At 37.2% G+C, this 23,064-nt stretch carries 13 protein-coding genes; 10 read left to right on the forward strand and 3 right to left on the reverse strand.

From position 1 onward, the window contains the following. Positions 1–6 precede the first annotated feature (6 nt). From APB85_RS16465 to APB85_RS16475, 3 genes are all read left to right on the forward strand, one after another. Positions 7–2,220, forward strand: coding sequence for a bifunctional alpha,alpha-trehalose-phosphate synthase (UDP-forming)/trehalose-phosphatase (locus APB85_RS16465; RefSeq protein WP_057480748.1), 2,214 nt, complete (start codon positions 7–9; stop codon positions 2,218–2,220). A 140-nt stretch (positions 2,221–2,360) separates the two neighbouring features. Then, positions 2,361–2,648, forward strand: coding sequence for a YtxH domain-containing protein (locus tag APB85_RS16470; protein ID WP_057480747.1), 288 nt, complete (start codon positions 2,361–2,363; stop codon positions 2,646–2,648). Between the two features lie 134 nt (positions 2,649–2,782). Next, positions 2,783–4,132, forward strand: a complete 1,350-nt coding sequence (locus APB85_RS16475) for a M28 family metallopeptidase (protein ID WP_057480746.1) — start codon at positions 2,783–2,785, stop codon at positions 4,130–4,132. Between the two features lie 92 nt (positions 4,133–4,224). On the opposite strand, the gene APB85_RS16480 is transcribed toward APB85_RS16475, so the two are convergent. Together APB85_RS16480 and APB85_RS16485 are read right to left on the reverse strand one after the other, a co-directional pair. Next, a complete protein-coding gene (locus APB85_RS16480) occupies positions 4,225–6,351 on the reverse strand; it encodes a Tex family protein (RefSeq protein ID WP_057480745.1) in 2,127 nt (708 codons plus the stop codon). 65 nt (positions 6,352–6,416) lie between these two features. After that, positions 6,417–7,382 (reverse strand): App1 family protein, encoded by a 966-nt coding sequence (locus APB85_RS16485; protein ID WP_057480744.1) that lies wholly within the window; start codon positions 7,380–7,382, stop codon positions 6,417–6,419. Positions 7,383–7,449: 67 nt separating this feature from the next. On the opposite strand from APB85_RS16485, the gene APB85_RS16490 reads away from it, so the two are divergent. The 7 genes from APB85_RS16490 to APB85_RS16520 all read left to right on the forward strand — a co-directional run bounded on the left by APB85_RS16490 (position 7,450) and on the right by APB85_RS16520 (position 22,305). Continuing rightward, positions 7,450–8,328 (forward strand): diacylglycerol/lipid kinase family protein, encoded by an 879-nt coding sequence (locus APB85_RS16490; RefSeq protein ID WP_057480743.1) that lies wholly within the window; start codon positions 7,450–7,452, stop codon positions 8,326–8,328. A gap of 286 nt (positions 8,329–8,614) precedes the next feature. Then, positions 8,615–11,701, forward strand: coding sequence for a SusC/RagA family TonB-linked outer membrane protein (locus APB85_RS16495; protein ID WP_057480742.1), 3,087 nt, complete (start codon positions 8,615–8,617; stop codon positions 11,699–11,701). Positions 11,702–11,710: 9 nt separating this feature from the next. Then, the gene (locus APB85_RS16500; protein ID WP_057480741.1) at positions 11,711–13,300 is read left to right on the forward strand and encodes a RagB/SusD family nutrient uptake outer membrane protein; all 1,590 of its coding nucleotides are present in this window, start codon (positions 11,711–11,713) and stop codon (positions 13,298–13,300) included. Positions 13,301–13,438: 138 nt separating this feature from the next. After that, positions 13,439–16,813: a VCBS repeat-containing protein gene (locus APB85_RS16505; RefSeq protein ID WP_057480740.1), complete on the forward strand. Its 3,375-nt coding sequence runs from the start codon at positions 13,439–13,441 to the stop codon at positions 16,811–16,813. Further along, entirely contained in the window at positions 16,797–20,063 is a 3,267-nt protein-coding gene (locus tag APB85_RS16510) for a VCBS repeat-containing protein (RefSeq protein WP_057480739.1), read from the forward strand. Before APB85_RS16505 ends, APB85_RS16510 begins: the two co-directional genes overlap by 17 nt. After that, the gene (locus APB85_RS16515) at positions 20,064–21,398 is read left to right on the forward strand and encodes a vanadium-dependent haloperoxidase (protein WP_057480738.1); all 1,335 of its coding nucleotides are present in this window, start codon (positions 20,064–20,066) and stop codon (positions 21,396–21,398) included. A 4-nt stretch (positions 21,399–21,402) separates the two neighbouring features. Further along, entirely contained in the window at positions 21,403–22,305 is a 903-nt protein-coding gene (locus APB85_RS16520; protein WP_057480737.1) for a hypothetical protein, read from the forward strand. Between the two features lie 113 nt (positions 22,306–22,418). Here the strand turns inward: APB85_RS16520 and APB85_RS16525 are convergent, their stop codons facing one another. After that, on the reverse strand, positions 22,419–23,063 hold the full coding sequence (locus tag APB85_RS16525; protein ID WP_057480866.1) for a gluconate 2-dehydrogenase subunit 3 family protein: 645 nt from the start codon (positions 23,061–23,063) through the stop codon (positions 22,419–22,421). Position 23,064: the final 1 nt, after the last annotated feature.

Consider the following 23,064-nt stretch of genomic DNA (forward strand, 5'->3'; position numbering starts at 1 on the left):
ATAATTATGAGTAAAACGATAATAATTTCCAACCGATTACCATTACAAATTAGCTTAGAAGATAGCAACCTGGAAGTCACGCCTAGTGTAGGAGGACTTGCAACCGGCTTAAAATCATTCCATAAGGATGGTGATAGTATTTGGATTGGTTGGAGCGGACTTACTGAAGAAGAAATTCCAGAAAATCTATTAGATGATGTTAAAGAAAAAGCCCGTAAAGAAGATTGTGTTGCTGTAAATCTTAGTGAAGAAGAAATTGATGGCTTTTATTATGGATTTAGTAATCGTACCATCTGGCCACTTTTCCATTATTTTATGGAATATACCGAAGCCGATAAAGATCACTGGGAAACCTATAAAAGTGTAAATAGAAAATATGCAGATGAGGTACTAAAACATTATGAAGATGGCGATCACATTTGGGTTCACGATTATCAATTGCTTTTAGTTCCAAATATGATTAGGGAAAAACAACCCGAAGCAATTATCGGATTTTTCAACCACATCCCCTTTCCTTCGTATGAAGTTTTTAGAACATTGCCCTGGCGTGATGAAGTTTTGGAAGGCGTACTCGGTGCCGATCTAATTGGTTTTCATACCTACGATTACGAAAGGCACTTTTTAAGTTCTGTAAGTCGAATCCTGCGTCACCAGGTAAATTTCAATGAAATTACGTTGCCGGAAAGGATTGTAAAGGTAGACTCTTTTCCTATGGGAATAGATTACAACAAGTTTGAAGCTGCCGCTCAAAATCATTTTAAAAATACCGAAGAACAGCGAACAGAATTACAGCGCAGGTTGGATCACCATTCAAATGAAACGCCTGAAGCAAAACTTATTTTAAGTATAGACCGTTTAGATTATACTAAAGGAATCGCCAACCGAATTCGTGCTTTTGAATATTTTCTTGATAACCATCCAGAATTCATTGAAAAAGTAAGATTGGTGATGCTTGCCGTACCATCAAGATCCAACGTTCCACAGTATCAACGATTAAAAAGGGAAATAGATGAACTGGTAGGTAGAATAAACGGTAAGTTCTCTACGGTAAGCTGGACGCCTATCTGGTATTTTTACCGCTCTATGCCCTTTGAAAATTTAATTGACCTCTATACTAGCTGTGATATTGCCCTATTAACACCAATAAGAGATGGAATGAACCTGGTGGCTAAAGAATTTGTAGCCACAAGAATAAATCAAACCGGGGTGCTCATATTAAGCGAAATGGCCGGTGCGGCACACGAAATGAATGAAGCCTTAATTATCAATCCGAATAATTTTGAGCAAATTTCACAAACTTTGATCCAGGCAATAGAAATGCCGATAGAAGAGCAGCAACAACGTAATAAAACGCTTCAGAAGCGATTAAAACGCTATAGCGTAGAAAAATGGGCAAATGATTTCATGAAAGCCCTGCATAATACAAGTCAGGATCGTGATGCATTTAAAGCTACCAGGATTTCCTCAAAAGTTTCAGGAGAGATTCTGGAGAAATTTAAAAATGCGAAAAACAGAATTCTATTTCTTGATTATGATGGAACTCTGGTGAATTTCACTGATAAACCCGAAAAAGCAAAACCAGACCAGGAATTAATTGATTTAGTCCACAAATTAAATCAATCAGAAAATACAGATGTAGTTCTTATTAGCGGTAGAGATAAAGACACCCTTGGTTCCTGGTGGCAGGAAATTCCTGTAGAACTTATTTCTGAACACGGAGTTTGGATGCGCCAAAAAGATAGTGAATGGGAACTTTCTGAAAATGTAAATAACGATTGGATGAGCGCGGTAAGGCCGGTAATTGAAACCTTTGTTGATAGAACGCCAGGTACGTTTATAGAGGATAAGAATTATTCCCTGGCCTGGCATTACAGAAAAGCCGATCCAGAACTTGGGGAAATTAGAGCCAATGAACTTTCTAATGTTTTAAAGGAATTGATCTCCAACCGCGGACTTAGTGTTCTTGAAGGAAATAAAGTACTGGAAATAAAAAGTAGCGGAGTAAATAAAGGAAAAGCTTCTAATAAAAAACTGGTAGGTAAGGATTACGATTTTATTTTTGCTATTGGTGATGACTGGACAGATGAATATATGTTTGAAGAACTCCCTGAAGAGTCTTTCACCGTTAAAGTTGGAATGAAAAAAACCAGTGCCCGCTATTATATAGAAGACACTTCTAAAGTGAGAGATATTCTAAAGGATTTCGCTGAAAATTCTTAAGAGCTGAAATTGTTAAAATCCTTGACATTTTTCAGTAAAGTTTATGCATAACTTAACTCCAAAAATATGGCAGGCACTGCATTATCATCTAATTTTACATTAAACAATATTACGAACCAAAACTAAAAAAACTTAGATCGATGAAATCAGGAAAAATGTTATTAGGATTAATATCAGGAGCAGCTGCTGGAGCAGCATTAGGACTATTATTTGCCCCTAAAAAAGGGAAAGATACAAGGAAGGCGATTTCAGATTCAAGCAATGAAGCTATAGAAGGAACAAAAGGAAAATTCAATGAATTTTCTGATTCTTTAAGTCATAAAGTTGATGCCTTGAAAAACAAAACTAAAGCCAGTCTTTCAAATTCTAAAGCTGACCAAAAAGCTCACGAAGCAAAAGCTGAAATTCATAATATGAAAGCAAGCTAAATTTTAATTAGAATACAATATAAGATCCCGGCATAATTGCCGGGATTTTTTTGTTTAGAACCTTAGCAAAATCGCAATAATTTGTGATATCACAGAAACTTTGGGTATTTTAGAAGCTTAAACCACATTTTTATATGATTAAAAATATATCCACTCTTGCCCTACTCCTTTTTTCAGGATTAATTTTTCAACAAACAAATGCACAAACAGATCAGCGTATCTATAAAATTATCGATAAGGTTTCAGCAGATAGTATTGAAGCCGATATACGCAAACTTGCAGGTTTTGGTACCAGGAATACCTTTAGCGATACAGTATCTGATACCCGGGGAATTGGCGCAGCGCGAAGATGGATAAAATCTGAATTCGATTATCTTTCTAAAAACTGCGATAATTGTCTTGATGTTTTTTATCAAAAAGACTTTGTAACTACAGAAGATGGGGAGCGTATTCCGCACGATGCCTGGGTAGTGAATGTTGTAGCTGTTCAAAAAGGAACCAAATACCCTAACCGGTATATAATTATGAGTGGCGATATAGATTCACGCGCCAGCAACACAATGGATTTTAAAACCGATGCTCCCGGCGCTAACGACAATGCCAGCGGTATGGCCGGTGCTATGGAAGCCGCCAGGGTTTTATCTCAATATGAGTTTGAAAGCAGTATGGTCTATGTTGGACTCTCTGGAGAAGAACAAGGTTTGTTTGGCGGAAAAGGATTGGCCGAATATGCTAAAGAAAACAACTGGGAGATTATTGGAGTTTTAAATAATGATATGATCGGAAATATTGAAGGAGTAGACGGCGTAATTGACAACCGTACTTTCAGAATATTCTCAGAACCGGTTCCACCAAATGAAACCGATAGAGAACGAACTATGCGCAGGTTTTACGGCGGTGAAGTAGACGGTATTTCGCGTCAGCTTGCTCGCTATGTTCATAAAACTACTGAAACCTATATGCCAGAGATGAACCCGATGATGATTTATCGTTTAGATAGGTTTGGTCGTGGTGGGCACCATCGTCCGTTTAACGATCTTGGTTTTGCAGGAATTAGGATTATGGAAGCTCACGAAAATTATAACCGACAACACCAGGATATTCGCACCGAAGATGGTATTGAATATGGCGATGTGGTAGAAGCTGTGAATTTTGATTATGCTGAAAAACTTACCGCGGTAAACGCGATAAACATGGCGAGTCTCGCCTGGGCGCCTCCAGCTCCAAAAAATGTTGAAATAGGTGGAGTTGTAGAACCTTCAGCAAAACTAAGATGGGACAAAGTTGAAGGCGATATTGCCGGTTATAAGATTTATTGGAGAGAAACTACCGAAGCACAATGGCAATATTCCCGTTTTGTAGGAAATGTAAATGAATTTACGCTAGAAGGTATTGTCATAGACAATTACTTTTTTGGTGTTGCAGCAGTAGGAAAAGATGGCCACGAAAGTGTAGTGGTTTTTCCTTCAGGAGTTTTTAGGTAGAACAAAAAATAGCGAATAGAACGAAGAAATATCTATACTCTTCAGCAAAAGATTTAAAAGACTCTGAAATTAAAATTATTCCAGGGTCTTTTTTAATCTACTAAAGAAAGCTGAACACGTTTTTTCTCTTCATCTACCGAGAGTACGGTAACTTCCAATTCCTGATTTAACTTTACCACGGCATTTACATCGCTAATAAATTCATTGGCGAGTTTAGAGATATGTATTAGTCCGCTTTCTTTAATTCCTATATCCACAAAACAGCCAAAATTGGTAATGTTGTTCACTATACCCGGTAGTTTCATGCCCGGTTTAAGATCGCCTATGGTTTTTACAGTAGGATCAAAATTAAAAGGCTTTTTCTTCGCCCTGGGATCGGCACCCGGCTTTTTCAATTCTTCCAGAATATCTTTTAAGCTGGGTAAACCCAGGTCTCCCGATATATAATCTTCAGGATTAATTCTCTCCAGAATTTGTTTGTTCCCAATAAGCGCTTCAGGCTTAAGACCATTATTTTTAGCCATTTTTTCGACTACAAAATAACTTTCAGGATGCACAGCAGAATTATCTAAAGGGTTGTCAGCATTTCTAATTCTTAAAAACCCGGCAGATTGCTCAAAGGCCTTAGCTCCAAGTCTAGGCACTTTCAATAATTCTTTTCGGCTACCAAATCGTTCATTTTCTTTTCTATAATCTAAAATGTTTTGAGCTAATCCCGGCCCTATTCCAGAAACATAAGAAAGTAATTCCTTACTCGCGGTATTTAAATTAACCCCAATTTTATTTACACATCGCATGACCACCACATCTAACTTTTCTTTTAATTTAACCTGGTCTACTTCGTGTTGGTACTGCCCTACTCCTATAGATTTAGGATCTATTTTCACCAATTCCGCAAGCGGATCGCTTAATCTTCTTCCTATGGAAACAGCGCCCCGAACAGTTACATCATAATTAGGAAATTCTTCCCTTGCTATCTTAGAGGCTGAATATACAGATGCACCCGCTTCATTAACCGTAAAAACCGAAACTTCTTTTGGCAGATAAACTTTCTTAATGAATTCCTCCGTTTCCCTGGCAGCAGTTCCGTTTCCTATCGCAATGGCTTGAATCTTATAAGCATTTACCAGGCTTTTAATCTTTGCTGAAGCCGCATCTGTCTTCCGTTGCGGTGGATGTGGAAATATGGCTTCGTTATACAATAAGTTTCCCTGCTCGTCTAAACAAACCACTTTACAACCAGATTTGAAACCCGGGTCTATGGCAAGAATACGTTTGCTGCCCAATGGCGCTTCCATTAACAGTTGCTCCAGGTTAGAAGCAAAAACTGCGATCGCATCTTCATCAGCCTTTTCTTTAGCTTCACTAAGGAATTCGGTAGCAAAAGATTTCTTTAATAACCTGGTAAAGGCATCTTCAATCGAGGCCTTTAGATATTTTATTCCGGAAAAATCCGGATTTTTTATTACTGATTTTTCAATAAGCTGCAATGCTTCATTTTTATCAACTTCCATCTTCACTTTTATAATTCCGAGCTTTTCGGCACGGTGAATAGCCAGAAATCTATGCGATGGAATTCTATTTAGTGATTCTTCCCATTTTTCGAACTGCGCGAATTTTGCGGCCTCAGGATGTTCGTCCTCAGTTTTCACCCACTTTGTACTTAGTTGGGCCTTACGAGCATATAATCTCCTTAGCGAATTTCTAACATAAGTGTTCTCATTTATCCATTCAGCAATAATATGGCCTGCGCCGGTAAAAGCTTCAGCCCTGGTCTTTACTTGTTCAGAAAGAAATTGTTTGGCTGATTGCTCGATATTTTGAGCGTTTTGTGCCATTAAAATTTTGGCAAGGGGCTCTAAACCGACTTGACGAGCGGTATCGGCTTTTGTTTTTCGCTTCTTCTTATAGGGTAAATAAAGATCCTCAACTTCGGTTAAAGTTGTAGCTTTTTCAATTTTTCCAGCTAAAACATCGGTTAATGCATCCTGCTCCTTTATTGATTTAAGAACCGCAGCCTTTCGCTTTTCAAGTTCATTAAAAGTTGTAAGCAATTGCGAAATCTTTTCTACAGCAACTTCATTTAAATTTCCTGTAGCTTCTTTTCGATATCGGGAAATAAAAGGAATTGTAGCATCGGCCTCTAGAAGTGCTATAGTATTTTGTATGCTCTTGGCAGGTAATTGCGCGCGGGATTGTATATAGTCCTGTACTTTCAAATAATGGGATTTCAGATTAAGATATTCTTCGACTTAAATTTCAGCGAATATAGGGTTCAGAATTCTCAAATAATCCCTTCTTCACGTGAATGTTCTATGGCCTTATGGCTATGTTTAAAGTAACAAACGCTAACGCCAAGACTTTCAATGTTTTTTAAAATTGTTGTTATTTCAGATTTCTTCTTTTTACCAGTTTGCCTAATATAAATCGCTTTTAAGCTTTTAGGGAAAATCTTGCAGATACGCTCGTAAATATCGGCGTCCTTTTGGGAATCGTCTCCAATAAGTACATAAGGGATATTTGGGTAGAACGAAATTATATCTTTAATCTTTTCAAATTTATGATCGTGGCTTCCACGGCCGGTAAAGAGAAAATCTGAAATTCCAGTTTTAATTTTTTTTAGTTTTATTACCGCTTTTGGTAATTCGTGTATCTTAGCAAATTCATTTATAAATTCATACAAATTCCATTCGCTGCTGGAAACGTAAAAAAAGCTATTTGAAGCATGCTCTGAATCCTGGCCGGCCCTGCTTAGCTGTTTATAATGTTCAACTACATCTTCAAATATCTTACGCTTATTGATGTTTTTAGAAAGCATCACATATAGCTTTTTAAAGACGCTATTGCTGTGGGAAATTAAAAAAGTATCGTCAATATCTGAAATGATCCCATATTTAGAAGGGTGTGGCTTTAAAAATTCTCCCTTTTCTATCATTCCAAAATCTTTAATATTGCAACTCACTTCATATTCGTGCCAGCCACTTTTTAATTCTTTAGAAAATGGAATAGAAAACCTAAAATAGCCGTCGTCCAAAGTCTTAGTGGTAACCTCAATGTCTTTAAACTTTAACGTGATCTCCCTGTTTTTTAATGGACTAATGCGGAACATGTGAATAATGGCCACTGCATGTTTAAGTCCACTTCTATCCATCCTATACTTATCTGGCGCCCAGGATTTAAACAAATGACCATATACATTAAGTTCCTGGTCATTAACATAACCACGATAAAGTTTTAGATCTAATTTCAAAATTTTAGATTTTTATTGAATTTTTCTAATCCCAAAATAATTAAATTTAAGAACATTTTGAAGCTATATGGAAGAAATACAGAAGGTTTTACTTATTGTAAATCCCATTTCGGGAGGGATTAATAAAGAAAATATCATTCAAAACGTTGAGGCAGAGGTAAAAAAGATTAATGCCGAGTTAACTACTTACAAAACAACGGGTGAAAATGATCGCAAAAAAATTCAAAACCGGGTTGATGAATGTGCTTTTGATCGCATTTTAATAGCCGGTGGCGATGGAACTATAAAACTGGTTGCCGAAGCATTAATGGATGATAAAACTCCAATTGCCATCATCCCGGCTGGTTCGGCAAACGGGCTTGCGCTTAATTTGGGAATCCCCAAAAACCTTAAAGACCAAATAAGCATTGCCCTTGGCAATTCCATTACCCAAATGGATATGCTGGAAATCAATGATGAACTTTGTTTACACATAGGAGACCTTGGACTAAATGCTGAATTGATTAAAAACTACGAACATTCCCGGATTAGAGGAAAAATGGGATACCTTCTTCAAACTATTCCAACCCTCTGGTATAGCAAATATCCTTTTGAATTTGAAGTGAAACTCGAAAATAGAAGTTTTACTAAACAGGGAATTCTTTTAGCATTTGCCAATGCTAAAAAATATGGAACCGGCGCCAACGTGAATCCTAAAGGAAAAATTGATGATGGGGTTTTTGAAATTCTTTTATTTAAAAATTTTGATACGTTGGAGATTCTAAAAACCCTTCGTAACGAAACAGACGTGAACTCTGAATTTGTTGAGATAATTCCTGCTAAAGAAGCCAGGGTTTTCTGTAAAAAACCGGTAGCATTCCAGATTGATGGTGAATATCTCGGAGAAAAAGAAGAGATTTCTGTCAAAATTTCTCCTAAAAAATTACCGATAATGACCTCCAGGTAGCCATAAATTAAATATTTATTAACAAATTCTAAAAAATACCTGGCTTATAAATTAAGAAAGATTTTTGATGCATTTATATTACTGAATTTCAGTATATTAAGCCTGAATTAGGATTTGACAACAGGAATTCTGGTATATCAAAAACCTGAATATTATTAGTTAATGTTAAGCTTTTTATAAACACGAAAACGTTTGCGTTTAAAAGGATTTCTATAATTAGCATAATTTTTTACTAAATTAGGACTTCAACTTAATGGTTTAATTAATCAACTGTAAAATTAAATTTATGAAACATGGATTACTCAAAATTGGTTTGTTTCTAAGTGCTATTTTCTGTTTTGGATTTACCCAGGCACAGGAAACAGTAACGGGAACGGTAACCGATGGGGAAATGCCTCTGCCAGGAGTGAACGTTGTTGTGAAGGGAACTTCTAATGGTACCGTTACAGATTTTGACGGGAACTATTCCTTAAACAATGTTCCAACAGATGGGGTATTGGTATTTAGCTTTGTAGGCTATGCCCAACAAGAAATTCCGGTAAACGGAAGAACAACAATTGATGCAACAATGGCAGAAGATGCCGCTGCATTAAGCGAGGTTGTAGTTATTGGTTATGGAAATGTTGAAAAGCGGGATGCTACCGGAGCAGTATCTACAGTTTCCTCTGAAGACTTTAATCAAGGTGTAATTTCTTCACCTGAAGAATTGATACAGGGAAAAACTGCAGGTTTACAGGTTACGGCATCTAGCGGAGAACCGGGAGCGGGTGTTAACATTCGTATTCGAGGAACAACATCGGTTAGAGGTGGTAACAATCCCTTATTTGTTGTAGATGGCGTGCCTTTGGCCGGAAACGAAGTTTCTGCAGGAGGTGGTGATGTAGGTTTTGGAGAATCGAGCTCGAAAAACCCATTAAACTTCCTTAATCCATCAGATATTGAAAGTATAAGTGTTCTTAAAGATGCTTCGGCAACCGCCATTTATGGTTCCAGAGGAGCCAATGGTGTGGTAATTATTACTACTAAAGATGGTCGTGGAGATCAAGGAAGAATAAATTATAGTACTAATCTTGGTATTGCAACTCCAGCTAATGAATTTGATCTTCTAGATAGAGAGGAGTTTTTAGATGCTGCTGAAAGTTATGGTGGTAACAGAGAAGACCTTGATTTTGGAGGAGATACAAACTGGCAAGATGAAATTACCCGATCAGCATTTTCGCAAATTCATAACCTGTCTTATTCTAACTCATATACTGGCGGAAACTATAGAGTATCTGGGAACTATACAAACCAAAATGGTATTATAGAAAATACATCTATGGAGCGATTAACTGGAAGGCTAAATTTAACTCATAGACTTTTTGATGATAAATTGAGATTAAATCTTCAATCAACAATTGCCAGGGTAAATGATGAACGTGCGGCTATTTCTGATAACGCCGGTGCACAGGGAGATTTATTAGGTACAGCTTACTTTGCCAATCCTACTTATCCATCAGATCCTGAGTTTACACCTGGAGGAGATTTTATAAATCCTCTAGCCTTATTGAAGTATTACCAGGATGAAACTGAAACCGATAGAGTTTTAATTAATTTATCTGCCGATTACAAAATTCTACCGGAACTCAGTGCTAAAGTTGCTCTAGGCTATGATGAGTCTAATTCATATCGTGGGTCAGCTATTTCGGGAGATATTGCGGGTGTAGGTTCTGGTGTCCCAGGAAATGGTAGAGGGAATATTAATGAGATTAATACTACCAATCGTTTAATGGAGATCACATTTAACTATGAAAAAGAATTTGAAAATTCCAAGTTTACAGCACTAGCTGGTTATTCTTTTCAGGATTTTAACCGTTCAGGTGTGAATGTTAGCGGTTTTGGATTCTCTACAGGGGATATGGATGCCATGATAGAAGAACTTCAGGACGGTAGAGATGCCATTGAAGGATCTATAAATGGATCTTATCAACAATATGGCTACACCGGAGATGACGTTTTTGTAAATAGACTCTTTCCAGAAATCACTACGGATAATGTGGCTGGCCCCTCTGGAATTACTACTAGTGCTATTGCAGGAGATACTTTTGACACTACTGATGAATTACAATCGTTCTTTACCAGGTTAAATTATGATCTGGCTGGTAAATATTTGTTCACAGCAACATTAAGAGCTGATGGTTCTACAAGATTTGGCGGAAATAATAAATATGGATATTTCCCATCAGGAGCTTTTGCCTGGCAAATGGGTGATGAAGATTTTATTCCCGAAGCTTTTTCTACTTTAAAGCTTAGATTAGGTTATGGTGTAACCGGTAATCAAGAAATTCCTTATAACCAGTATCAACAACGTGAGAGATGGGCCGGTTTCGGAGTCAACAATGGTGGAGGTATAGATGCACCTGGTACTACTTTGGTTTCATTTGCAAATCCAGATTTACAATGGGAAGAAACAAGTCAAACCAACATTGGTCTTGATTATGGTTTTATGAATGACAGGTTAAGTGGTTCCTTAGATTTCTATTATAAAAATACCACCGACCTTTTGATTCAGATATTTTCCGCTCAACCTTCTCCTCAACCTTTTGTTTTCCAGAATCTAGATGCAAATGTTATCAATAAAGGAATTGAGTTTGCTATTGATTATAATATTATTCAACAGGAAGATTTATTCTGGAACTTCGGCTTCAACATCGCATATAACGACAACATGGTTGAAGATTTCGATGGAGTTATCGATACCGGTGGAATTAGTGGACAGGGATTAACAGGAGCTTTTGCGCAACGTTTAGTTGGAGGGCAACCATTATTCTCCTATTATTTGAGAGAGTTTGCAGGATTTGATGAAACTGGACAGTCTATATATCCGAATGGAGATGTTCAGGAGTTTGTAGGAAAAAGCGCCTTACCAACGACTAACCTTGGTATTTCTACCAGTGTTGAGTATATGAATTGGGATTTATCTGCATTTCTTACAGGGCAATTTGGCCACTACATATATAATAACACTGAGAACGCTTTCTTTACAGCAGGTGCAATTGGAAATGGCAGGAACGTGACCCAAAGTGTAATTGGCAATGGTGAATCTAATCTTAACGCACCCGATGTTTCAACACGCTTCCTTGAAAAAGGAGATTTCTTAAGAATGCAAAACCTTACTTTAGGTTATAATTTTGACATTCAAGAAGAAAGTTTATTCAATTCACTAAGATTATCGTTAACTGGACAAAACCTTTTTGTAATCACAGATTATACAGGTCTTGATCCAGAGGTAGATACTAACAAAGCACTAAACAATGTTCCTTCGGCAGGTATAGATTATACCGCATACCCGAGACCAACAACAGTGACTTTTGGTTTAAATGCATCATTTTAAAAAAGTATTATGAAAAGGAGTATTTTAAAGATAACACTAGCTACTTTAGGAGTTCTAAGTATTGCGTCTTGTACCGATCTTGAACTAGAAGATACCGATTCGGTAACCCGTGAATCTACTGATGGTGGATTCGACGGTGTGAGTAATGTAGAAGGCTCAATAAATAACGCATATAACACTATTCAGGGGCATTTACAAACTCAGGAAAACTTGTATGCTTTACAGGAGGCTACATCAGATGAACTATTAATTCCAACCCGCGGAACAGACTGGGGAGATAATGGTGTATGGAGAACACTACATCAACATAATTGGGATGCAACCCATCCCTTCATTTTAAATACCTGGAATAATTTTAATTCAAGTGTATTTTCACTAACTGAAATTATTGAGACCTCAGATGCAAGTGCAGCCCAAGTTGCAGAAGCAAAGGTTCTTAGAGCTTTTAGCATGTATTGGATCATAGATTTGTTCGGACAGGTTCCATTTAGAGGTGTAAATGAAGGACCAGATGTAAACCCAATGGTGATGTCTCGCTCGGAAGCCTTTAATTTTGCAATGAAAGATCTTCAGGAAGCCTTACCAGAACTGCCATCAAATGGTCCTGGAGCAAACACTAATCGAGCTTCTAAAGCTTTAGCTAATTTTTTATTAGCTAAAATGTACCTTAATAAGCATATTTATCTAGGTACAGGAAGTCCGGCTACTGAGGATATGAATCAGGTGATAGACCATGTTGATGCAATTTCAGCAGATGGGTTCGCCCTTCAAAGTGGGTTCTTTCAAATTTTTGAGCCAGATGTAGATGTATCTGACACCGAAATAATTTTCAGAACTAACTATGGTGCAGATGCCAGAATGTGGAGTACGTTGCATTATAATCAAGGTACACCAGGACAGCCGCCAGGAGGTTGGAACGGTTTTACAACTTTGGCCGAATTTTATGATTTATTTGAAGGTGATCCCCAGGTTAATGTACCAGACTCAGGACAGGAGGAACGCAGAGGCTTTGTGCCTACTTCTGGTAACAATGCACAGGCAGGTGATTTAGATGAAGATGGAGATGGTTTTGAAGATGGTTCTTATATCGGCTACGGTTTTCTTATAAACCAACAATATGATTTAGATGGTTCTGAATTGACAGATAGAACGGGTAATCCTTTAGCGTTTACCAAAGAACTTCCAGCACTTGTTGGTAACAACGAAAGAACAGGAATAAGGTTATTAAAGTATCACCCTTCTGATGGTGCTTATCCTGGAAATTTAATCGTATTCCGATATGCTGACGCTCATCTTATGAAGGCTGAAGCTATTCACAGAGGTGGCACATCAGGCGAATCAGCTATAGGATTGATCAACGAATTACGTGAACTAAGGGAAGCAACTCCCTTGGCTAGCATAACCGATCAAGATATATTAGATGAGCGAGGACGTGAATTATATATGGAGTTTACACGACGCCAGGATCAAATTAGATTCGGTACTTATACCAGTACGTGGTCGTTTAAGGATAATACAGAAGCCTTTAGAGTTCTATTTCCAATACCATCAACGGCACTTACTTCTAATCCTAACTTAGTACAGAACGAAGGTTATTAATAACTTGAATTAGTTTTATAAAAGAGGCTATTAATGCATTGCATTATTAGTCTCTTTTCTTTTTATATACCTAAACTATTCTTAAAATTTGCTTAAATTGCTAGGCGATAAGCCCATATCAAAATATGCATTAGCTTAATGAAATTAAACCTCCACTTCCCTACTTCTTCAGCTTTCATTTTAATACTTATTAACTTGTTTTTTATCTCCTGTACAAACGATAAGCAGGAAAAAGAACTACAGGACAAAGAAGTAAATAAAGATGCCTTATTTGTAAAAATGCACTCTGAAGAAACAGGAATAGAATTTGAAAATACTATTACCAATACTAAAGAATTCAACATCTTTAGGTATCGAAATTTCTATAATGGTGCCGGTGTAGGTATTGGTGATATCAATAATGATGGACTACCGGATATTTACTTAACCTCAAATCTTGGTAAAAATAAACTTTACCTGAATAAAGGTGATTTTCAATTTGAAGATATCACGCTTAGTTCAGGCACATCAGGAACAAAAAACTGGAGCACCGGAGTTAGCTTCGTAGACATTAACCACGACGGATTTCTAGATATCTATGTTAGCAATGCCGGAAATATTGAAGGGGCAGATCGTAAAAATGAACTTTTTATAAATAATGGAGATCTTACATTCACTGAAGACGCCGCTTCTTATAATTTAGATGAAAACGGATTTACCACCCACGCCGCGTTTTTTGATTATGACGGGGATGGCGATCTTGATGTATACATCCTCAACAATAGCTTTATCCCGGTTTCCAGCCTTAGTTTTAATAATAAACGTGATCTTAGAAGTGAAGACTGGGACCTACCGGAAATTTTTAAAGGCGGTGGTGATAAATTACTACGTAATGATGACGAGAAATTTACCGATGTTAGTGAAGAAGCAGGAATTTACGGAAGCTTAATAGGTTTTGGGCTCGGAGTTACCGTAGGTGATGTAAATAACGATCAATTACCCGATCTTTATATTTCGAATGATTTTTATGAGCGGGATTACCTTTATATAAATAACGGCGATGGCACTTTTAATGAAGACATTAAAAACCGGGTTTCACACCTTAGTCTTTCTTCTATGGGTGCAGATATGGCCGACATTAACAACGATGCTCAACCAGAGATCTTTGTGACCGATATGCTTCCGGAAAGCGATAAACGACTTAAAGAAACTACAGATTTTGAGCGATTTGACATCTATAAACTTAAAGAAAGTAGGGATTTCTATCACCAGTTTATGCAGAACACCTTACAGCTAAATACCGGAGAAAATTCGTTCTCTGAAATCGCATTTCAAAGCGGTGTAGCACAAACAGACTGGAGTTGGGGCGCCCTACTTTTTGATATGGATAATGACGGCTTCAAAGATATTTATGTGAGTAACGGTATCTACCACGACCTTACTAACCAGGATTTTATGGATTTCTTTGCTAACGATATTCTTCAGGAAATGGTTCTTACCGGTAAGAAAAAAGAATTTGATTCCATTCTAAGTGAAATGCCCAGCAATCCTATTCCCAATTATGCTTTTCAGAATAAACAAGATCTAACATTTGATGATAAAACTAAAGATTGGGGTCTACAGGAACCCAGCTTCTCTAACGGCTCAGCCTATGCCGACCTTGATAATGATGGCGATCTCGACCTCGTGGTAAACAATGTAAACCAGGAAATCTTTATTTACAAAAATAGATCTTCAGAAAAATTGGGGAATAGTTATTTAAAATTAAAACTTCGAGGGAAAGATAAAAACACGTTTGCCATTGGCAGTAAGGCACTACTCTACCTCAATAATCAAGTCATTTCCCAGGAATTGATTCCTACGAGAGGTTTTCAGTCTTCAATAGATTACAGCTTAACATTTGGCCTGGGAAAAGCAGAAAAAATAGATTCCCTCAGGATTATCTGGCCAGATAGATCAACCCAGCTTGTTGAAAATCCTAAGATCAATACAACCTTAGAGTTTAATCAGGCTGAAGCTAATTCAACCTATAAGCCACAAAAAAATAATATAAAACCTGTATTTTCTGAAGTAAACGCAAACTTTAAAGCACACACAGAGAATAACTATATAGATTACGATTACGAAGGGCTTATCTCAAAAATGTTGTCCCGGGAAGGTCCTGCATTAGCTGTGGCAGATGTTAACGGAGATGGAAACGAAGACTTATACTTAGGAGGCGCAAAAGGCCAGGCTGGCGTTCTTTATTTACAGGATAATTCTGGAAACTTCAGCGAAAAAAGTCTCAAAATTTTTACCTCAAATAAAAATTTTGAAGACACCTATGCCGTTTTTGCTGATGTAAATGGCGACAATAAACCAGACTTAATAGTAGGTTCAGGCGGGAATGAAGCAAACGCAGATAAAGAAGTATTTCGTAATAGAATTTATATAAATCAGGGAAATGGTAATTTTAGAACTTCAGAATACCAGCTGCCTAATTCCGCTCAAAATACTTCTGTAATCGCGCCTTATGATTTTGATGATGACGGCGATACCGATCTATTTATAGGAACCAGAAGTGTTCCGGGAATTTTTGGAATTAACCCAAAACATCTATTATTAGAAAATGATGGAAAAGGAAGTTTTAAAGATGTGACCGACGGGAAAGCTTATATTCTTAACGATCTGGGAATGATCACCGATGCCGCCTGGAGCGACACCAACAAGGATGATAAAAAAGATCTCGTGCTAACGGGCGACTGGATGGCGCCTAAAATTCTTTTAAACAATGGAAGTTCCTTTAAACTGGCAAATAATAATCTAGACGAAATTTCCGGAGCCTGGACAGCACTTTCAGTTTTCGATATAAACAAAGATGAAAACCCTGATTTTATTTTAGGAAATCGAGGTACTAACTCGTTTTATCAAACTTCATCCGAAAACCCGGTTAAAGTTTATATTAACGATTTTGACAATAATGGCACAATAGAGCAAATTTTCACCAGAAATATTGATGGCAAGGATGTTCCTATTCATTTAAGACGGGAATTGGCCGGACAAATATCCGCAATCAAAAAGCAGAATTTAAAATTTTCAGAATATGCCACAAAATCTATTCAAGAGCTCTTTTCTACTGAGTTTGTTGAAAATTCCATCGTAAAAGAAATAACAACATTTAAAAGTCTATTAGCCTTAAGTGATTCTAAAGGAAATTATGAGTTTAAAGAACTTCCCGCTGAAGCACAATTTTCCAGCATTCACGCGATTGAACATTTAATCACTAAAGATGAAAATAACTATTTCCTGCTCGCCGGAAACGATTATGACTTAAAACCTCAATTTTCCCGTTTAGACGCAAACAAGGGACTTCTGCTTAAAGTTGACAACAAGGGGGATATGGAAATCATTCCAGCAGAAAAATCGGGATTTTCAATTGATGGCGAAGTAAAGTATATCCGGAAAATTTCAAATAAAAATGGAGAAATTTTCATTCTGGTAGCCATAAATAATCAGGAACCAAAAATCTTTAAGTTCGATGAAAAAGCTCTTTAACCTGATATTTTTAATGATCTTTTTCGCTTCCTGTGAAAAAGAAAAAACACGGGAGGATTTTCTCTTTGAAAAACTTCCGGCAGAAACTACAGGCTTAAATTTTAGCAACGAGCTTACAGAAACCAATGCGCTTAATATTTTAGATTATTTGTACTACTACAATGGCGGTGGTGTTGCCGTTGGAGATGTTGATAACAATGGGTTACCCGATATTTACCTTACCGGAAACCAGGTGAAAAACAAGCTTTTTCTCAATAAGGGAAATATGCAATTTGAAGATCTTACGGAAAAGGCTGGCGTGGCAGGAAGATCAGACTGGAATACCGGTGTGGTTATGGCCGATGTGAATGCCGATGGTTTTCTGGATATCTATGTATGTGCCGTGTCTGGAATCAACGGTTTAAACGGAAAAAATGAATTGTTCATCAATAACGGCGATGGTACATTTACTGAAAAAGCCGAAGAGTTCGGACTAGATTTTCAGAATTATTCTTCTACCGCTGCTTTTTTCGATTTTGATAACGATGGCGATTTAGATATGTACCTCCTAAACCACGCCGTACACACCGTAAATACTTATGGCCCGGCTGATATTCGGAATAAACGCATTGCAGAAAGTGGCGATAAATTGTTAAGAAATGACGACGGAAAATTTACAGATATAAGCGAAGAAGCCGGCGTTTATGGAGGTGCAAATGGTTATGGTCTTGGCCTGGCTACCGCCGATTTTAATAATGATGGCTTTACCGATATTTATGTAAGTAACGATTTTCACGAAGACGACTATTACTATTTAAATAACGGCGACGGTACCTTTACCGAAACGCTAAAATCTAAATTTGGGCATGTGAGTCGGTTTTCTATGGGAAATGATGCGGCCGATGTGAATAATGATGGTTTTATAGATATGATGACGCTGGATATGCTTCCTGAAGATGAAAAAGTTTTAAAAGCATCTGTAGGTGACGATCCCCGAGACCTGGATAAACTGAAAACCGAAGAACTTGGGTATCATAACCAGTATACCAGGAATATGCTTCATATTAACCAACGGGGAGAATATTTTCAGGAAACCGGACTTCTAAATGGCGTAGCGGCAACAGATTGGAGTTGGGCTCCCCTATTCGCCGATTTTGATCAGGATGGGTTTCAGGATCTTTTTATCGCAACCGGAATTCCAAAACGCCCTAACGACCTGGATTATATTAAATACGTTTCCAGTAACCAGATCCGGAATAAAATAAATAATACTCGCCTGGTAGATAACGAAGCCCTTGATAGAATGCCTTCTGGAAAGGTGCATAATTATGTTTTTAAAGGTTCTGAAAGTCTTGATTTTAAAGATCAATCGGGCAAATGGATTGCACGCGATTCTGTGATCTCTACGGGAATCGCTTATGCCGATCTAGACAATGACGGAGATTTGGATATTGTGAGTAATAATATTGATGCTAATGCGAGTATTTACGAAAATCAATCTGATTCCACTTCGGCTTACTTACAATTATCATTTAAGCTAATTAATAAAAATACATTCGGGATTGGCACAAAAGTAATTGCCTGGCAGGATGGCAAAATGCAAACCCGTCAACTCTATAATTCTAAGGGATTTCAATCTTCTTCACAACCTATTATTCATTTCGGATTTAAGAAGAATAAGAAACTAGATTCCCTGTTAATTATTTGGCCAGACAATACTTTTCAGAAACAAACAGGAGTTGTTTTAAATCAGCATTTAAAAATTAGCCCAAATCAGAATCTTGAGAAAATTGATTATAAAAGACTTTTTCCTGCTCCAAAACCCTGGTTTGAAAAAATAGATTCTTTACCGGGTATCAATTTCAATCACCGGGAAAACAGGTATACCGACTTTGATCGCCAAAAATTGATTCCTTATCAAATTTCAGATCGAGGCCCAGCGGTTGCAGTTGGAGATTTAAATGCTGATGGCCTGGAGGATATTTACTTCGGAAATTCAAAATTTGAACCGGCAGAAATCTATTTTCAACAAAAGAATTTCTTTAAAAAACAGGATCTAAAATTATTAAAAGCAGATGAAAAAACTGAAAATACCTCTGCAGTTATTGCGAATTTCAATAATGATAGCGGCAATGAACTTTTTGTTACTTCGGGCGGTGGTGAATTTTATGGCGAGGCGGATGCTTTACTGGATAGACTTTATGCATTTGAAAAGGCGGAACTAACGGCTAAAGAATTGCCTGAATATTTCGAAAATACTTCAGTAGCGAAATTAAGTGATATTGATGGTGATGGGGATCTAGACATTTTTGTAGGCGGAGCGGCAGTTTCTAACGATTTTGGAAAACTTCCATCCTCCTATTTGCTTATTAATGAAGACGGAAATTTTAAGATTCAGAAGAATGCAGAATTAGAAAACTTAGGAATGGTAACTAACGCTATTTGGACCGATTTTGATAAAGATGGCCGGGAAGATCTTATCGTAATTGGCGAATGGATGTCACCTCAATTTTTCAGAAATAATAAGGGAAAATTAGAGAATATTTCAGGAAAAATACTGGATAAAAAACTAAATGGCCTTTGGCAAAGCATCGTTCCGTTTGATATAAATAATGACGGTGAAATGGATTATTTGCTGGGAAATTGGGGACTGAACACAAAATTCGCTGCCTCAGCAGAGTTTCCGCTAAAAATGTTTTATTCAGATTTCGACAATAACGGAAGCACAGAAACAATTGTAGCTTATGCAAAAAATAAAAAATATTATCCTGCAAACGGGCTTGATGAACTTGTGGGACAACTTTCTTATTTACGCAAGAAATTCCCGGCTTATAAGGATTTTGCCGGAAAATCTATTGAAAATATTTTCGATAAAGAAGTTTTAGAAAAAGCTAAAGTACTGGAAGTACACACAATGGCTTCCGGATATTTGCTAAATAAGGATGGAAAGTTTACTTTTAGGGCGTTTAAAAATGCCTTACAGGTTGCACCTATTTTGGCATTTTTAAAAGCAGATTTTGATAAAGATAATCAGGAAGAAGTATTGGTAGCGGGGAATTATTTTGGAGTAACACCTTATCACGGCAGATTTGATGCCCTGGCAGGAAACATTATTACAAATAAAGGCGAAATTCTGGAGGGCGTTGAAATTGGCTTAAATTTGACGCAAAAAAGTGTAAGAAACTTAGACATTGTATCTTTCAGGGGCAATGATTATCTTATGGTAAGCCTAAATAACGGCAAACCAGAATTCTATAAATTAAAGGATTAAATGAAGAAATTACTTTATATAATTATTTGTACTGTTGTCTTCAGTTCCTGTACTAAGGAAGAAAAACCTATTATAATTTCTGCTGAAAATTATCATCAAACCGTTGATAAGATCACAGATATTATGGTACATGATATTTTTTCACCTCCGGTAGCCAGCCGAATATATGCTTATTCCAATCTGGCCGCCTACCAAATTATAAGGCAGGAGAATAAAGATTTAATTGATCTAACTTCAAATTTCGAAGAACTACAACCAATTCCAAAAGCTGATTCTATCACTAAGGTAAACCTTAAGCTTGCAGCACTGGTTGCCCAAATGGAGATAGGAAAAAAATTGATCTTTTCTGAAGAATTACTTACCTCCTACCGTGACAGTCTTTATACTTCCTGGAAAAAAACCAATGAGGAAGAATTCAATACCTCAAAAGAATACGGATTGGAAGTTGCGCAGCATCTTTCGAAATGGATAGATAAAGATAATTATAAAGAAACGCGTACTATGCCTAAATACTCTGTGTATAGTGACGACCCGGGACGCTGGCAACCTACGCCGCCTTCCTATATGGATGGAATTGAGCCACACTGGCCAAAAATTAGACCTTTTACACTAGATTCTGCTTCCCAATTTAAACCGGCACCTCACCCCGAATTCTCCCTTGAAGAAGGCACTGCATTTTATGATGAACTTATTGAAGTTTATGAAATAAACAAAAAAATGGAGGAAGAAGGAGATGAAGCTGAAGAAGTTAAAATTGCTCAGTTTTGGGATTGCAATCCTTATGTCTCTACTCAACGTGGTCATCTAATGTTTGCCACAAAAAAGATAACTCCCGGAGGCCACTGGATGGGTATTTGCAAAATAGCCTCAAAAAAAGCCGATCTTGATTTCGCTCAAAGTTCTTACGCATACACGGCCACGGCCATCGCCCTTGCGGACGGATTTATAAGTTGCTGGGAGGAAAAATACAGTAGTAACTTGGTAAGACCTGAAACCTTGATTAATAAGTACGTAGATGAAAATTGGAAACCCGTTTTACAAACTCCGCCATTCCCGGAATATTCCAGCGGGCATTCAGTTGTATCAGGTGCAGCTTCTATAGTGCTTACCAAAATTTTTGGAGAAGAATTTAGTTTTGAAGACGATACTGAAGTAAAATATGGGTTACCGGTAAGATCTTTTAAATCTTTCTCTCACGCTGCCAGCGAGGCTGCTGTAAGTAGGTTGTATGGCGGTATACATTACCGTGCTGCTATAGAAAATGGCCTTGTTCAAGGGAAAAATCTGGGCAACCACGTGGTAAAAGACCTCAACCTACAACCCCTCACCTACTAAGTAAATGTCAAAAAAAAATTGGCTGTTCATCCTTATAGGTATACTTGTGCTTTTTTTGCTCTGGTATTTTGCAATTAAGGATAGGGATTATGCAATTCATTTTGAAACTAAAGCAATTCCAGGCGAAATAGCCTATAGGTTGGATGTACCTCGATTTAATGATTTGGAGATTAAGAACACAGCGATTAAAGCTGACTTTTCTAATGTAGTACAAGACGCAAAATTAGGTGATGAATCCTACGACCTTAATTGGGTTATTAGCAAAAAGAATGATTCTGTTTATAAGGTAAAAGTCAATATTAAGAATCAAGACCATTCCCTAAAAGATCGTTTTTTATTGCTAATGGAGCAAAACGATTTCCAAAAGGAAATGAAAGAAGAAATTCAGTTTTTTAAAGAAGCACTCAATGCCCATCGCGAACTATATTCTGTAAAAATCAAAGGAAAAACCTCTTCTCCTGAAAATATTTGTGCTTGTATTGATGCTAAAAGTAGCGTTGAGCAGAAAGCCTTTGAGATGATGAAAACTATAGATATATTATCTGGTTATATTCTTAACAATAAATTAGAAACCCGCGGCAGGCCCAGGATACTAATTGACTCCTGGGATCAAACCACTAAACAAATCAGTTTTAATTTTTGTTTTCCTATCGCTAAAATGGAAACATATCCGGCACATCCCATTATTAAGATCAAAAATATCCCTGCGGAAAAAACCTTAAAAGCCAGTTTTTACGGAAATTATATGTTTTCCCATTATGCCTGGTTGCATTTAATAGATTATGCTGAAAAAAATAATATTGCAGTGAAAATGGAGAATATCCTGGAGGTTTTTCAGAATAATCCCCAAATGGGAGGAGATGAATCGCAATGGCAGGCAGACATATACCTTCCTATTGCCGAATAAGAACACAAAGAAAAGGTACGCTAAACTCTGATTTTAAAAAAGCAAAAAGCCCTCAAAGAATGAAACTGTGAGGGCTTAATTATTCGTAATGAGATTTAAGTTTTAAATAATGATTAAAGAGACATAGCTTTACCTCCGCCCAATTCGTCTAATGGTCCGCAAGGGATATACTCACCGGGAACCGGATCGTACCACATAACATTTTCACCAATTTCTTCACTGGTTTTATAAGCCCATATTCCCATATTACGTACTTCCTGCAAATATGCCAGGGAACCTGCATCTGCGTCTAAAGTAACTTTTAAATCCCTATCCTGTGGATCTTGAGTTTCGGTATTTCGCTTTGCAATCTCATCCATTTCAGCAGGAGAAGCCTTTAGGTATTTAGCCACCATTTGTTCATATTCCTCAGGACTTCCTTCTCCCTCTTCTTTATCAAATTCATTCTTAAATGCTCTTGAAAATGCATCTGCAGATTGTTTGAACTTTTCCTGTCTTTCCTTAGAAGCTACTTCTTGAATGTAGGAATCTATAAATTCTGCAATATTTAGATCTTCGGCTCCGGGAGTTTCAGTTTTTGGAATAATTACCTCTAAAATCTGTTTTAACGCAAAACCATTTGATGCACTTAAAAATGTAGGCTCCCAGTTATAAGTAGGCTCATTTTTACAGCTTTGTAAAAGGTTTAAGGTAGTTGGGCCTACAATAATGGCCCCCGCTCCAAGTCCTATGTTTCTTAATGCCTGTCTTCTGTTCATA

Source organism: Salegentibacter mishustinae (assembly GCF_002900095.1).
GTDB classification, from domain to species: domain Bacteria; phylum Bacteroidota; class Bacteroidia; order Flavobacteriales; family Flavobacteriaceae; genus Salegentibacter; species Salegentibacter mishustinae.

Coding starts and splice junctions, on each gene's coding strand:
- APB85_RS16515 (WP_057480738.1), top strand. CDS start 20,064: ATGAAGAAATTACTTTATATAATTATTTGTACTGTTGTCTTCAGTTCC.
- APB85_RS16510 (WP_057480739.1), top strand. CDS start 16,797: ATGAAAAAGCTCTTTAACCTGATATTTTTAATGATCTTTTTCGCTTCC.
- APB85_RS16475 (WP_057480746.1), top strand. CDS start 2,783: ATGATTAAAAATATATCCACTCTTGCCCTACTCCTTTTTTCAGGATTA.
- APB85_RS16495 (WP_057480742.1), top strand. CDS start 8,615: ATGAAACATGGATTACTCAAAATTGGTTTGTTTCTAAGTGCTATTTTC.
- APB85_RS16505 (WP_057480740.1), top strand. CDS start 13,439: ATGAAATTAAACCTCCACTTCCCTACTTCTTCAGCTTTCATTTTAATA.
- APB85_RS16520 (WP_057480737.1), top strand. CDS start 21,403: ATGTCAAAAAAAAATTGGCTGTTCATCCTTATAGGTATACTTGTGCTT.
- APB85_RS16490 (WP_057480743.1), top strand. CDS start 7,450: ATGGAAGAAATACAGAAGGTTTTACTTATTGTAAATCCCATTTCGGGA.
- APB85_RS16470 (WP_057480747.1), top strand. CDS start 2,361: ATGAAATCAGGAAAAATGTTATTAGGATTAATATCAGGAGCAGCTGCT.
- APB85_RS16525 (WP_057480866.1), bottom strand. CDS start 23,063: ATGAACAGAAGACAGGCATTAAGAAACATAGGACTTGGAGCGGGGGCC.
- APB85_RS16465 (WP_057480748.1), top strand. CDS start 7: ATGAGTAAAACGATAATAATTTCCAACCGATTACCATTACAAATTAGC.
- APB85_RS16500 (WP_057480741.1), top strand. CDS start 11,711: ATGAAAAGGAGTATTTTAAAGATAACACTAGCTACTTTAGGAGTTCTA.